Genomic DNA, 12724 nt, shown 5'->3' with positions numbered 1-12724 from the left:
CTTCAAGTGGGGGTATGGCGGCAGTCTACGTACAGATATTTCACAAAACCAGCGCCGCATACTCCGCATAGGCGCCACGCATCACCTGCCAGGTGGCCTCGTCAGCGGGAATCAGATGTTCGATCCGCAGGGAGGTGAGGGTAATGTCCTGGGGCATGCCAAACGTGGTGAAGGTGGACAAAAAACTCAGTTCACCCTGGCGTGAGCGCACGCGGGTCAGTACCAGCGGCGGCATGTGCGCGGGCAGTTCGGTGTTGGCCGGTGTCGGCAAACTCGCCAGTAATGCGGCCAGTTCGGGATTGCCCAGCGCTTCACGGGTGGCGCGCTGCCAGGCCAGGGCGCGGATCTCCTTGGCATTGATCAGGTGATCGCCCAGGCCGCCCGGCTGCAGCAGCGTCGACAGCAAGTTCACGCCCTCAGCGGCATCCGCCCGGATGCCCACTAATTCAAACAGCAGGCCGGTACTGGCATTCGCCGCCAGCACTTCCCACTGGCTGCCCAACAGGATGGCAGGGGCCGGATTGTTGGCGTGCAGCACATGGCTGACGGCTTCGCGGATTGCTGCCATGGCCGGCGAGGCGAGCGGGGTGGCGGTGTAGCGCGGCGCATAGCCGGCGGCGAGGAATACGCGGTTGCACTGCTCCAGCGGTGCCTCCAGTGCCGTCAACAGATTATGCAATGTGGCGGTGCCTGGTTTGGCGCGACCGGTCTCGATGCAACTGAGGTGACGCTGGGAAATGCCGGTGATCAGGGCCAGGTCGAGTTGGCTCAGCTTGGCGTGCCGGCGCAATTGGCGCAGCTGTTCGCCGGCAGTAACAAGGTTGTCCATGGCGGAATCATGACCTCCGAGGTCATTGCGAGGGTCCGAACCTTATCACTAACGTGGGCTTCCATCACTTCAAGGAAGAGACCATGAGCAGTCGCTTTATCGCCCTGGCCGGTTTGCTGGGATTTTCGTTCTACACCCTGGCGACGATGCTGACAGCCGAACAGTCGCTGTGGGCCTTTGGCCGTGAACTGATGTCACGGCCGGACACCGCGCAGGTGGTGATCGACCTGTATTTGATGGCGGTGCTGGCGTGTGTGTGGATGTACCAGGACGCACGACGTCGCGGGCGCTCGGTGGTTTCGTTGCTGCCGTATTTTGTGCTGACGGCAGTGTTTGTGTCGGTGGGGCCGTTGCTCTATCTGGTGGTGTACGGGGGGCGTGATGAATGAGCTTTTGCACGTCTACGCACTCTGTGTGCTGGTGCTGTGCCTGAAGATGTTTGCGATTTCCTGTTATCAGGGGATCTTTCGGATACGGCGCCAGGCGTTTACCAACCTGGAGGATGCAGCGTTCTTCAAGCGTGCTGCGCATTCAGCGGAACTGCCGCAAGTGATGAGGGCGACCAAGGCCTGGGCGAACGACTTGGAGAATATTCCACTGTTTTTCGTGTTGGGCGGGCTGTGTATTGCGTTGGGGGCGAGCGGCGCTGTGACGGCAGGGTTATTTGTCTGTTTTACCCTTGCACGGGTTGCGCATACGGTGATGTATCTGGTGGGGTGCCAGCCCTGGCGGACGCTCGCGTATGGGCTGGGCGCAATCTGCCTGCTCGGGCAGGGCGCCACTGTGGTTGCCAGGCTGATGGTGATTTCCACTTAACCATAGGGTGCGGTTCCCGTTCTATCCACCAACCGGATACTATCGCGCCCGCCACGCTTGGTTTCATACAGCGTGGTGTCGCCTTGCTCGATCAACGCCGTGAGGCTCGGTGGCGGCTGGTCGAACAGGTTGGCGCCGATGCTCAGGGTTACCGGCGCCGGCGTGGTGAAGGTCTGCGCGGCCAGCTTTTGGAACTGGTCGCGCAGGCTGCTGCCCAGTTCGACGATCTGCTCGGTGGACGCCGGGTTCAGCAGGATCACGAACTCATCCCCGCCCAGGCGTGCGGCCAATGCTCCCTGGGGCACCACGCTGCGAATCATCTCGCTCAAGGCGATCAGCAAACGGTCGCCGGCGGTGTGGCCGTAGAGGTCGTTGACCGACTTGAAGTTGTCGATGTCGATCAGCAGTAACGCGCCGGGTTGCGCCGGCGAGACCTGGGCCAGCAGGCGCGGTGCGCGCAGGTCGAGGGCGCGGCGGTTGTACAGGGCGGTCAGTGGGTCGCGGGCGGCGAGGCGGGCAATCTGTTGTTCGCGTCGGTAGCGTTCGGAGCCGGTCATCGACAACGCGATCAGCATGATCGCCATGGCGCCTTCCACCAGGGAAATCTGGATGATCTCGCCCTTGAACGCGGCGAGGTCGATCAAGGTGCCGGGGATCAGCACCGACAGCGCCTTGACCACATAAAACGCGCCGTGGATCAACAGCACATAGCGTAGTTGCACGGCGCCGATGCTCAGGGATTTGCCATGGGGCCGCAGTAAAAAGCTGGCGCGCAGGGTCGGCAACGCCACCAACAGCGACTGTACCGCTAGCATGGCTTTAGACCATGAAGGATCACTCGGCAGCATCAGCATGCAAAACCAGGCCACCAGCATCAGCAGCCACACGGGCGACAAGCGTGTTTGCGTGAATCGCGCCACACCGAGCAAGAACAGGAAATGCGCGGTCACCAGCAAGCCGTTGGCGAACCAGATGCCGATCATCAAATAGCCGTTGATGCGCAGCAGGGCGAGGGTGGAGCCGATGCTGATGGTGGCAAAACCGGCGCTCCAGCACAGCAGCGAAGGTTCGCGCACGCTGCGCCATTCAACGGCCAGGTACAGGGCGGCAGCGGCTGCCAGGGCAACGGTGAGTGCCAAAATCGTAGGAGGGTCGAGCGTCATGTGCTGCCGGGTCTGCCAGGGTTGCGTTGAAAACCGCGATTGTAAGCGTTCGCGCGAGGTTTTCGGAGGCTTACTGGCGAACGGCTATCAACGCATTCAATTTAACGCACTGGCAACGTCGCGCGGAACACCGTTCCCGACGCCAGATCTGACTCGACCTCAATTAAACCTTGATGGGAGGTGACAATTTCAGAGGCGATGAACAAGCCCAATCCAAGACCTTCCGCTGGGCCGTGTTCAATGACCGACCGTTGGGAAAAGCGCCCCATGGGATTGAATATGAACGGCAGGACATCGGCAGAAATGGGGTTGCCACCGTTGCGCACAGTGAACACCACCGTCTCTGCGCGAGTCGCCAACTCGACTGTGATGGGTAACTGTGCATCGCCGTGTTGCACGGCATTACTGATGATGTTGGAAAATACCTGCTCCATGCGCGGGCCATCAAAGCTGCCAGTCGCCTGGGCTTTTGCTTCGAAGACGATGTTCGAAGCCGGGTGAAAGGCTCGGATCTCCTCGACAATGCGTTCACAGATCGGTGCAAGATCGACCTCAGTACGCTTGACCGGAATGCCTGGCCCCATCTGACAACGTGTCAAATCCAGCAGATCACCGACGATCTGGCTGGCACGTTGCACACTGGTATAGATCTGCGTGGCCACACGGCTGCCGCGCTCGTCCACAGTCGGCGAGCGCCGGAGCATGTCGGCGCCCAGCAGAATCGCGCCCAACGGCGTGCGCAGGTCGTGGCCGAGGATGCCCAGGAAAACATTGCGCGACGCTTCTACGGCACGTGAGTAACTGGCGATGGATTCTGCCAGTGCCTGGTCGATGGCTTCATGGAAGCGGTTCATGTCGTCGACTTCCAGCGCCGTACCGTGTTTGACCTGATCAAGCCACTGGCTGAGCACGCTGGTGCGCAACGCGCGGTATTCAGACACCATCTGGTCGATGGAGAAACCCGCCATCAAGCGTGTCACCGCGTGGGTTTCAGCCGGGCTTTCTTCGTCATTCTGCGGCGCCAACCCTTGCGCCTTGTCAGTTTGCTCCTGCACGGTCTGGGTGGTGCGCAGGTCACTCACGATGGCGCGAAGCATCTGCTCGGCATGATCGCGCAAGCCTCCACGGTCGAGGTCGGCCCCAGGTGTCTGGATGGTGCGGGCAAAGTCTTCCCACGCCTGAAGGATCGGCTCGAGGTTCGCGAGAATGAAGTCAGGCAGGCGCATACGGGAGGTCCTTGGATGGGCAGAAGCTCACGGGAAACTGCCAAACAAGGATTTAAGCACGGAATGGCTATACGCAGGCGTCCTTGCCTGCGTCAGTCGTGGGCGTAGGCGCGATCAAATGCCTTTGGTGGAGGGTAACAAGACCGTCAGAATGCCCACCAGCGGCAGGAACGAACACAGCTTGTAGACGTACTCGATACCGTGGGTATCAGCGAGCAAACCGAGCAAGGCTGCGCCAATCCCGCTAAACCCGAACATCAGGCCGAAGAAGATCCCGGCGATCATGCCCACGTTACCCGGCACCAGTTCCTGGGCATACACCACGATGGCCGAGAAGGCCGACGCGATGATGAACCCGATCACCACGCTCAACACCGCCGTCCAGAACAGGTCGACGTAGGGCAGGGCCAGGGTGAACGGCGCGGCGCCGAGGATGGAGAACCAGATGACTTTCTTGCGCCCGATCTTGTCGCCGATCGGGCCGCCGGCGAAGGTGCCGACGGCCACGGCGCCGAGGAACAGGAACAGGTACATTTGGGAGCTTGCGACCGACAGCTGGAATTTTTCGATCAGGTAGAACGTGAAGTAGCTGGTCAAGCTGGTCATGTACCAGTATTTGGAGAACACCAGCACGGCCAGTACCACCAGGGCGAAGGTCACGCGGCCCTTGGACAAGCCGTGGGTCGCTTTGCCGCCTTGCTTGAGCTTGAACAGGTTGAGGTGGTTGCGGTACCAGCGGCTCAAACCGTAAAGCACCAAGATGGCGAACACTGCAAACAACCCGAACCAGGCGATATTGCCCTGGCCGTAAGGAATGATGATCGCGGCCGCCAGCAACGGGCCGAAAGCACTGCCGGTGTTGCCACCGACCTGGAACGTCGACTGCGCCAGGCCGTAGCGACCGCCGGACGCCAGGCGCGCAACGCGGGAGGTTTCCGGGTGGAAGGTCGACGAGCCGACGCCCACCAGGCCTGCTGCAAGCAGAATCGCCGGGAACGTGCCGACAAACGCCAGCATCAGAATGCCGATCAAGGTGCAAACCATGCCCGCCGGCAGCAGCCAGGGTTTCGGGTGGCGATCGGTGTGGTAGCCGATCCACGGCTGCAGCAGGGATGCGGTCAGCTGGAACGTCAGGGTGATCAGGCCCACCTGGGTAAACGACAGGCCGTAGTTGGCCTTGAGCATTGGGTAGATCGACGGCAGCACAGCCTGGATCAGGTCATTGATCAAATGCGCCAGGGCGCAGGCGCCGAGAACACGCATGACCAAAGGGCTGGCTTGGGGTGTGGTGGTTGCAGCGGCGGGTGACGCGGTGAGGGTCGACATGCAGGCATTCCATACAAGGCAGCTAATCAGAGGCGGCAACTTCTTAAGGTCGCCATCCATTACAAAATGATTCGGCGTTCATGCTAGATTCGTCAGGGATGCCTGTCTCGCGTAATTCGGGCGACAACCATCGCAAAAAGGGCGAAATCATCAAACCACTGAACGAATTCCTCCAGGAAATCAACGAAGGTGCGTGGGCGGTCATCAGTTCCGCCACGGATTATCCGGAAAACTGGGTGATCCCCGACCACAGCCACGAGAAGCACCAACTGCTCTACGCCATCGAAGGCGTGATGGTGGTGTACTCGGCGCTCAACCAATGGACGGTGCCGCCCAATCGCGGGATCTGGATGCCCGCCGGGCAGGTGCATTCCCTGCGTTGCGTGGGCACCCTGAAAATGCGCAGCGTGTTTGTGCGCCCGGATCGTTTCCCGAACATGCCCGGCGAGCCGAAGACGGTAAGTATCTCGCCGCTGCTGAGCGAACTGATCAAGGCCTCGGTGAGCCTGAAACCGCCGTATGCCGAGGACTCGCGGGATGCGCGGATCATGCACCTGATCCTCGACGAGCTCGCCATCCTGCCGGCCTTGCCACTGTCCTTGCCGCAGCCCGCCGACCCGCGCCTGCAGCGCATTTGCCTCGCGTTGCAGGAAGAGCCCGGCGACGCCTCCACGGTCGCCCACTGGAGTGAGCGCCTGAACCTGGATCAGAAAACCATCCAGCGTCTGTTCCGCAAGGAAACCGGCATGACCTTCGGCCAGTGGCGCCAGCAGGCGCGGCTGCTGCTGGCATTGGAGAGGATTGCGGTGGGGGAGAAGGTGATCGATATCGCCCTGGAACTGGGTTACGAAAGTCCGAGCGCTTTTACCAGTATGTTCAAGAAACAGTTCGGCAAGACGCCGAGTCATTTCTTCAGGTAGGCGCCTGCGTGAGGTTGGCGTGCAGGTCCAACAGACCGTTGAACGCATCAATGTCCAGCGGTCGGCTGAGGAAATAGCCTTGGCCCTCCTCACAGGCCACGCTCTTGAGTAATGCCAAGTGCTCGGCGGTTTCGATGCCTTCGGCTGTCACCGTCAGTGCCAGGGCCCGGCCCAGGCCGACAATCGCCTGGATGATCGCCTTGTCATCGTCGCTTTCTTCCAGGCGGGTCAGGAAGCTGCGGTCGATCTTCAAACCATCGAATGGGAACGCCCGCAGGTAGCTCAGGGATGAGTAACCGGTGCCGAAGTCATCCATGGCGATACGCAGGCCCAAGTGCTTTAGCGTATGCATGACCTCAAGTGCGCCGTCGGTATCATCGAGCATGACGCTTTCGGTGATTTCCAGTTCCACCCGTGCCGGGTTGATACCCGACGTCGCCAATGCCTGGCGTGCGCGCTCGACCAGGTTGCCGCGCTTGAATTCGGTGGGTGACAGGTTCACCGACACAAACAGATGCTCTGGCCATTGGGCGGCACGCGCGCAGGCGGTTTCGAGTACCCAGTCGCTCAACGCCAGGATCAGCCCGGACTCCTCGGCAATCGGGATGAAGGTGTCAGGCGCGATCAGCCCACGCACGGGATGTTGCCAGCGCACCAGGGCTTCGGCGCCGACCATTTGCCCGTCGGCGATGCGATAGCGCGGCTGGAAATGCAGGCGCAGCTCGCCGTGTTTGATCGCATAGCGCAGGTCGCTCTCCAAGCGGCGGCGTTCGATAATCCGCGCGTTCATGTCGCCGGAGTAGAACCGCCAGGTATTGCGCCCCGCAGCCTTTGCTTCGTACAAGGCAATGTCGGCGTAGCGCAGAAGTTCCGTGGCTTCACGGGTATCGGTGGGGGCGATGGCGATTCCGATGCTGGCGCTGACAAACACCTCCTGCTCGTCGATTCTGATCGTACGCTCGATGGATTCGATCAAGCGCTTGCACAGGGCTTCGACTTCGTCTTGAGTGCCTGCATCGGTCAGGATCAGTACAAATTCATCACCGCCGATTCGTGCGACCAGATCCCCATGGCGAACACAGTCCGCCAGGCGGGCCGACACTTCGTTGAGCACCCGATCACCGGCAGCGTGCCCAAGCAAGTCGTTGACCGGTTTGAACCGGTCGAGGTCCAGGCTGAGCATGACCAACGGCTGCTCCAACGACGACAAGGCCTTGAACTTGCCCTCCAGAAACGCCTGCAGGCGCGTGCGATTGGGTAGCCCGGTGAGGGCGTCATGCTGGGACAGGAACTCGATGCGTCGACGGGCCTCGACTTCTTCCGTTACATCGGTGGCCGTTCCGCGAAACCCGCCACATGGCATCTGCCGTGCGGACAGTCGAGTGCTGCGTTCCAGCCCCAATGCATCGACGTAACGACACTGCACGCTGATATCCGGGCGACGTTCGGGGGCGCTGAGCCACTGGGAGAGCAGGCCGCTTTCGGTCTCCAGCAAATCGTTCATTGTGGCGCCGATCCAAGCGTTGCGCACCAGCCCGGTCACGCCTTCAAAGCGTTCCGACAGGTAGGTAAAGCGCCAGCCGGCGTCGATTTCCCATACCCAATCGGAACTGGCTTCCACCACATCGCGAAAGCGGGCTTCGCTGGTGGCCAGGGCGTTCTGACTGTTCTGCAGCGATGAATGACTGGCGTCCAGGGCAAGTGCGGCGGCGGTGGTGCGCCGCGAAATGACCCAGGTCATCACGCACACCAGCAGCGCAGCCAGGCCCAGCAGCGGTAGGCCTACGCCCATCAGGCGCAAGCCGGGACGAGCCGGCTCCCAGTGGAGGCTGCCGGCCGAGCCGTTGGCGCCGAGGGGGAAGAGCAAGGTCTTGCCGATTTCATCGGCGGTGGCGACGTGCAGTTTGTCCACGCCGAATTCATCGCCGATCACCGCCAGTTTGGCGCTGTCGAGAATATCGATAAAGATCAGCACCGACGCTGTCCGGCCGTCGGGCAACACCGTGGGGTCGGTACCGGGGGTGATGGCGGCGGCAGCTACCAGTGCAGGGCTGCCGTGCACATTGATAAAGGCCGTGGCGGGTGTCTCATTGTCTGCGCCCGCGCGAGCCTGCTCAAGAATCTCGGTGATGGGCCCACCGAGCCACTGGTTGAGTTCGACGGTCTGTAACTGGCCGTCAACGACGGCATACATCGTGCGGTTGGCGTCGTCGACCACGAACAGGCCTTGAAAGCCGAAATCATCGAACAGTGTGGCGCCGATGTTGCCACGAACAAAGGCCCAATCAGCGTCTACCGTCATATGCAAATGCTTGTAGGCGTCACTCCAGAAGGCGTAGTCCTTGACCGTCACCCGCAGGGACTTTTCCAGCGACTGCACGGCTTTGCGGGTATAGAACGCACTTTCAGCCTGCTCGGAGCGGTCCAGTTCATGGGCCAGATAGACCAACGAGTAGGCCGCGGCGGCAAACACCACAGCCAGCAAGGCCATGAACCTGAAGAGTGAGGTGCGCGCCAGCGACAGACTGGTGCGATCGGAAAGCGAGCGGACGATAGGGGCGAGAGCGTTCGGCATAGTTTCCCGCAGGGCGTCGCTGCTTGTCAGGGGTATCCCTTGCTATCGGCAGCTCTGGCAAAACATTTAGACCGCCGGGGAGGGTGGCTGCTGGCGCGCGTTGCCAACCACGTCAATAGGGCCGCGACGCTCAGCACCGCAGCACTCAACTCGAATGTCGCCTGATACCCGCTCAGGTCGAACATCAGGCCGCCCACGATAGCGCCGGAAGCGATCGCCAGTTGGATGATCGCCACCATCAAGCCACCCCCTGCCTCGGCGTCGTCGGGCAGGGTTTTTGACAGCCAGGTCCACCAACCCACGGGGGCGGCGGTGGCGACCAGGCCCCAGAGCCCCAGTAATAGCGTGGTTATCGCTGTGGAACTGCCAAACATGACCAGCGCCAGCGCAATCCCGGCCATCACCAGCGGAATAATGCCCAGCGTCAGGAACAGGCTTTTTTTCAGGAAACGCTCAATCACCAACGTCCCCGCAAAACCAGCCAATCCCAGCACCAGCAAGATCAACGACAGCCCGGACGCACTTACCTGGGTGACGGCCTCCAGAAACGGCCGCAGGTAGGTGAACAACATAAACTGGCCCATGAAAAACACACTCACCGCCAGCATGCCCAAGGCCACCGGCGTGCGTTTCATCAAGTGCAGCAGGCTGCTGTTTTTGGCGACGCCTTGAGCCTTGATTGAAGGCAGTCTGATCATCAACCAGGCCGCTGCCAACGTCGCGACGGGGACGACGCAAAAGAACGCCCCGCGCCAGCCGATCAAGCCGCCGACAAAACTGCCCAATGGCGCGGCGATCACCGTCGCCAAAGCGTTGCCACCATTGACGATCGCCAGCGCACGCGGCACCTGGGGCTCAGGCACCAGGCGCATGGCCGTGGCGGCCGACAATGACCAAAAGCCACCGATGGCCACGCCGATTAACGCACGGCCAAGCATGAACACCGGGTAATTCGGTGCCAGCGCCACCACGGTGCCAGAAACAATCATCAGCACGGTCAAGGCCAGCAAGAGGCGCTTACGCTCGACCCGCGCCGCTACGCCTGCGATCAGCAGGCTGGTAAGCAACGCAAACAGACCAGACACCGAAATGCCCTGGCCGGCTTGCCCCTCGGTAATCTGCAAGTCGGCCGCCAGGGGCGTGAGCAGGCTTACGGGCATGAACTCGGACGCCACCAGGGCAAAGGCGGCCAGGGACATCGCGAGCACAGCGCCCCAGTTTTTCGGGGTGTCGGAGATCACTTCAAGTTGCTCCTGAAAAAGCTGGTCAGCTTGTCGAACGGGATCAGGCCGACTCGGTCGTACAGGTCCACATGGCCGGCATCCGGGATGATCACCAGTTCCTTGGGCTCGGCAGCACGCTGGTAGGCGTCCTCGCTGAACTCAAGGGAATGGGCATTGGCACCGGCAATCAGCAGCAGTGGTCGTGGGGAAAGCGTCTCGATGTCGTTGAACGGGTAGAAATTCATGAACTTAACGTTGCTGGTCAGCGTCGGCCGCGTGGTGTTTTGCGGCGAGGCACCCGCCGGGGTGAACGCACCACGCGGCGTGCGATAGAAGTCGTAGAACTCATCGCCCACGGCATCGCCGGTCAGGGTCTGAGGCGTGCCGCCGGTGTAGACGGTGTTGCCACCCTGGAACTCTACATAACGCTGGTTGGCGGCTTGCAGCAGTACTTGCTGGCGCTGCGCCAAGGTCACGCCGCGTTTAAGGCCGTTACGGTTGGCTGCGCCCATGTCGTACATACTCACCGTAGCGATGGCTTTGAGGCGCGGGTCGATCTTTGCCGCTGCGATGGCAAAGCTGCCGCTGCCGCAGATGCCAATCACGCCGATGCGCTCGCGGTCGACCATCGGGCGGGTGCCGAGGTAATCCACGGCGGCGCTGAACGCTTCACTGTAAAGATCGGGCAACACGGCATTGCGCGGCTCGCCAGCGCTTGCGCCCCAGAACGACAAGTCCAAGGAAAGGGTGACAAAGCCCTGCTCGGCCATTTTGGTGGCGTACAGATTCGCGCTCTGTTCTTTGACGGCGCCCATCGGGTGGCCCACGATGATTGCCGCATTTTTTGAAGAGGGGGCAAGGTGCTTGGGCACAAACAAGTTGCCTGCGACCGTCATGCCATATTGATTGTTGAAGGTGACTTTTTCGACGGTCACCCGCTCGCTTTGGTAGAAGTTGTTAGCACCATTGGACATATCGGCTCCCAGTGTCGACATTGAGGTCACCAGCAAACTCAGGGTGAGCAAGAGGCTTTTCATCGGGGGTTCCTCGAGAAGGTTGGTCCGCGCATTTTCCCGAGTGAGAGCAGGGTTCTGTAGTGCGTTTGACTGGAATACTTGCCTGATCCTCTGAGTCTTGTAGTTTGCCGGGGACGGCCATGGGCGCGACGGGGTAAAGTCCGATGAAGAGAGGAAAGAGCCTGTAATGACCACTCATCAAACATCCTTGAATGCGCTGATCCAAGCCATCGGCTCGCGCGTGCACGCGCCCGGTGACTACCCCATGCCGATTCCGGGCCTGGGTTTTTATCACCGTGATCAGCCTGCAACACCCGTCGTGTGCATGGTGGAACCGTGCATCGTGCTGGTCGCCCAGGGTGAAAAGCAGTTGTGGGTCGGTGGCGAAGGCTACCCGTATGACACGTCACGCTTCCTGGTGACCTCCCTGGACATTCCCGCCAACTCCGAAGTGCTGGCGGCCAGCCCAGAGCAACCGTGCCTGGGGCTCACGTTGAAGCTGGACTTGCGCATATTGGCCGAGCTGATCGCCCAGAGTGAGCTTCCGCCAACGCGGGAGCGGGCAGTGTTGAAGGGCGTGGGTATCGGCACGGTGACCGAGGGCATGCTGGCATCGTTTGCGCGCCTGGTGGCGCTGCTCGATGAACCTGAAGCCATCCCGGTGCTAGCGCCGTTGATTCAGCGCGAAATCCATTACCGGCTACTGAAAAGCGACCAGGCGAACCGATTGCGCCAGATCTGCTCCGTCGACGGCCAGGGGTATCGGATTGCCAAGGCCATCGATTGGCTGAAGCTCAATTACACCGCGGCCTTGCGCGTAGACGAGTTGGCCGCGCGCGTGCAAATGAGCGCAGCGACGTTTCACCATCACTTTCGCCAACTGACGGCAATGAGCCCGTTGCAGTATCAGAAGTGGCTACGCCTTAACGAGGCGCGGCGCTTGATGTTGAACGAGCATCAGGACGTGTCCAGCGCGGCGTTCAAGGTGGGCTATGAAAGCCCCTCTCAGTTCAGTCGCGAATACGGCCGGTTGTTTGGGGTGCCACCCAAACGTGATATCGCGGCGCTGCGTGGCAGGACCGAGGTCAATGATCGGACGTCAAATTAGCAAAGAATATGCACCCGATCAGCCGCGCAAACAGGTTCAGGGTTTCCGGCAGGTTGGGGTCCTCAAACAGCATCGCTCTTGAATCGAGCGCGCACAGAGCGCCAAACAGGCGGCCATCGGGCAGGAAAATCGGCGCGCCGGCATAGCTCTCAATGGCGAATTGCTTGACCACCGGGCGGGCTGCGAAGCGGCCGTTCTGGCTGATCTGCGGGATGAACAGGGTTTGCGGGTTGATGCAGAACTCGCTGCACAGGGTGGTTTCCAGATCGAGCACATCGTCGACATGGATGCCCATGTCCCCGGTGTCGTGCACCGAGCAGACTACCCATTCCAGGTCGGTGAATTTGGCGATGCCGGCAAAGCGCATCCCCGTCAGGCGGGTGACCAGTTGCAAGATGCTGGTGGTGGCTTCTATTTCGGCGATGGCAGCACGCTCATCGGCGCTGAGCAGGGACTGTGGTGCGGTGACGCTTGGAACCATGGGGATACTCCAGTAGCGTGGCGGCCCGAGCCGCCACGCGC

At 61.1% G+C, this 12724-nt stretch carries 12 protein-coding genes; 4 read left to right on the top strand and 8 right to left on the bottom strand.

The features are described 5' to 3' along the window. Positions 1–40: 40 nt before the first annotated feature. Positions 41–829, bottom strand: a complete 789-nt coding sequence (locus tag RB216_RS15320) for a helix-turn-helix domain-containing protein (RefSeq protein WP_308907498.1) — start codon at positions 827–829, stop codon at positions 41–43. A gap of 83 nt (positions 830–912) precedes the next feature. Here RB216_RS15320 and RB216_RS15315 point away from each other — a divergent pair, with 83 nt between their 5' ends. Beyond that, complete coding sequence (locus RB216_RS15315) at positions 913–1218, top strand: DUF2834 domain-containing protein (protein ID WP_028616358.1); 306 nt, start codon at positions 913–915, stop codon at positions 1216–1218. After that, entirely contained in the window at positions 1211–1645 is a 435-nt protein-coding gene (locus tag RB216_RS15310; protein WP_028616357.1) for an MAPEG family protein, read from the top strand. Before RB216_RS15315 ends, RB216_RS15310 begins: the two co-directional genes overlap by 8 nt. Here RB216_RS15310 and RB216_RS15305 read toward each other — a convergent pair. The 3 genes from RB216_RS15305 to RB216_RS15295 all read right to left on the bottom strand — a co-directional run bounded on the left by RB216_RS15305 (position 1642) and on the right by RB216_RS15295 (position 5360). Beyond that, positions 1642–2808: a GGDEF domain-containing protein gene (locus RB216_RS15305; protein WP_122814586.1), complete on the bottom strand. Its 1167-nt coding sequence runs from the start codon at positions 2806–2808 to the stop codon at positions 1642–1644. The genes RB216_RS15310 and RB216_RS15305 overlap by 4 nt on opposite strands. Before the next feature lie 101 nt (positions 2809–2909). After that, a complete protein-coding gene (locus RB216_RS15300; protein WP_068932837.1) occupies positions 2910–4034 on the bottom strand; it encodes a sensor histidine kinase in 1125 nt (374 codons plus the stop codon). A gap of 114 nt (positions 4035–4148) precedes the next feature. After that, on the bottom strand, positions 4149–5360 hold the full coding sequence (locus tag RB216_RS15295; RefSeq protein ID WP_028616354.1) for an MFS transporter: 1212 nt from the start codon (positions 5358–5360) through the stop codon (positions 4149–4151). Positions 5361–5458: 98 nt separating this feature from the next. Between RB216_RS15295 and RB216_RS15290 the strand changes: the two genes are divergently transcribed. Then, entirely contained in the window at positions 5459–6280 is an 822-nt protein-coding gene (locus RB216_RS15290; RefSeq protein WP_028616353.1) for an AraC family transcriptional regulator, read from the top strand. Here the strand turns inward: RB216_RS15290 and RB216_RS15285 are convergent. Genes RB216_RS15285 through RB216_RS15275 form a run of 3 tightly spaced genes read right to left on the bottom strand, consistent with a single transcriptional unit; the run spans position 6273 to position 11115 of the window. Continuing rightward, entirely contained in the window at positions 6273–8855 is a 2583-nt protein-coding gene (locus RB216_RS15285) for a bifunctional diguanylate cyclase/phosphodiesterase (protein WP_068932841.1), read from the bottom strand. The two genes, RB216_RS15290 and RB216_RS15285, sit on opposite strands and share 8 nt — an antisense overlap. 26 nt (positions 8856–8881) lie before the next feature. Then, positions 8882–10054, bottom strand: coding sequence for an MFS transporter (locus RB216_RS15280; protein WP_308908885.1), 1173 nt, complete (start codon positions 10052–10054; stop codon positions 8882–8884). Between the two features lie 38 nt (positions 10055–10092). Then, positions 10093–11115, bottom strand: coding sequence for an alpha/beta hydrolase (locus tag RB216_RS15275; protein ID WP_028616351.1), 1023 nt, complete (start codon positions 11113–11115; stop codon positions 10093–10095). Positions 11116–11281: 166 nt separating this feature from the next. On the opposite strand from RB216_RS15275, the gene RB216_RS15270 reads away from it, so the two are divergent. Further along, positions 11282–12202: an AraC family transcriptional regulator gene (locus RB216_RS15270; protein WP_028616350.1), complete on the top strand. Its 921-nt coding sequence runs from the start codon at positions 11282–11284 to the stop codon at positions 12200–12202. On the opposite strand, the gene RB216_RS15265 is transcribed toward RB216_RS15270, so the two are convergent. After that, positions 12180–12683, bottom strand: coding sequence for a GAF domain-containing protein (locus RB216_RS15265; RefSeq protein WP_028616349.1), 504 nt, complete (start codon positions 12681–12683; stop codon positions 12180–12182). The two genes, RB216_RS15270 and RB216_RS15265, sit on opposite strands and share 23 nt — an antisense overlap. Between the last annotated feature and the right edge of the window lie 41 nt (positions 12684–12724).

Source organism: Pseudomonas canadensis, assembly GCF_030980095.1.
In the GTDB taxonomy this organism is placed as follows: domain Bacteria; phylum Pseudomonadota; class Gammaproteobacteria; order Pseudomonadales; family Pseudomonadaceae; genus Aquipseudomonas; species Aquipseudomonas canadensis.
This window is presented reverse-complemented; position numbering and strand designations above follow the sequence as displayed.

Coding starts and splice junctions, on each gene's coding strand:
- RB216_RS15320 (WP_308907498.1), bottom strand. CDS start 829: ATGGACAACCTTGTTACTGCCGGCGAACAGCTGCGCCAATTGCGCCGG.
- RB216_RS15315 (WP_028616358.1), top strand. CDS start 913: ATGAGCAGTCGCTTTATCGCCCTGGCCGGTTTGCTGGGATTTTCGTTC.
- RB216_RS15310 (WP_028616357.1), top strand. CDS start 1,211: ATGAATGAGCTTTTGCACGTCTACGCACTCTGTGTGCTGGTGCTGTGC.
- RB216_RS15305 (WP_122814586.1), bottom strand. CDS start 2,808: ATGACGCTCGACCCTCCTACGATTTTGGCACTCACCGTTGCCCTGGCA.
- RB216_RS15300 (WP_068932837.1), bottom strand. CDS start 4,034: ATGCGCCTGCCTGACTTCATTCTCGCGAACCTCGAGCCGATCCTTCAG.
- RB216_RS15295 (WP_028616354.1), bottom strand. CDS start 5,360: ATGTCGACCCTCACCGCGTCACCCGCCGCTGCAACCACCACACCCCAA.
- RB216_RS15290 (WP_028616353.1), top strand. CDS start 5,459: ATGCCTGTCTCGCGTAATTCGGGCGACAACCATCGCAAAAAGGGCGAA.
- RB216_RS15285 (WP_068932841.1), bottom strand. CDS start 8,855: ATGCCGAACGCTCTCGCCCCTATCGTCCGCTCGCTTTCCGATCGCACC.
- RB216_RS15280 (WP_308908885.1), bottom strand. CDS start 10,054: ATGTCCCTGGCCGCCTTTGCCCTGGTGGCGTCCGAGTTCATGCCCGTA.
- RB216_RS15275 (WP_028616351.1), bottom strand. CDS start 11,115: ATGAAAAGCCTCTTGCTCACCCTGAGTTTGCTGGTGACCTCAATGTCG.
- RB216_RS15270 (WP_028616350.1), top strand. CDS start 11,282: ATGACCACTCATCAAACATCCTTGAATGCGCTGATCCAAGCCATCGGC.
- RB216_RS15265 (WP_028616349.1), bottom strand. CDS start 12,683: ATGGTTCCAAGCGTCACCGCACCACAGTCCCTGCTCAGCGCCGATGAG.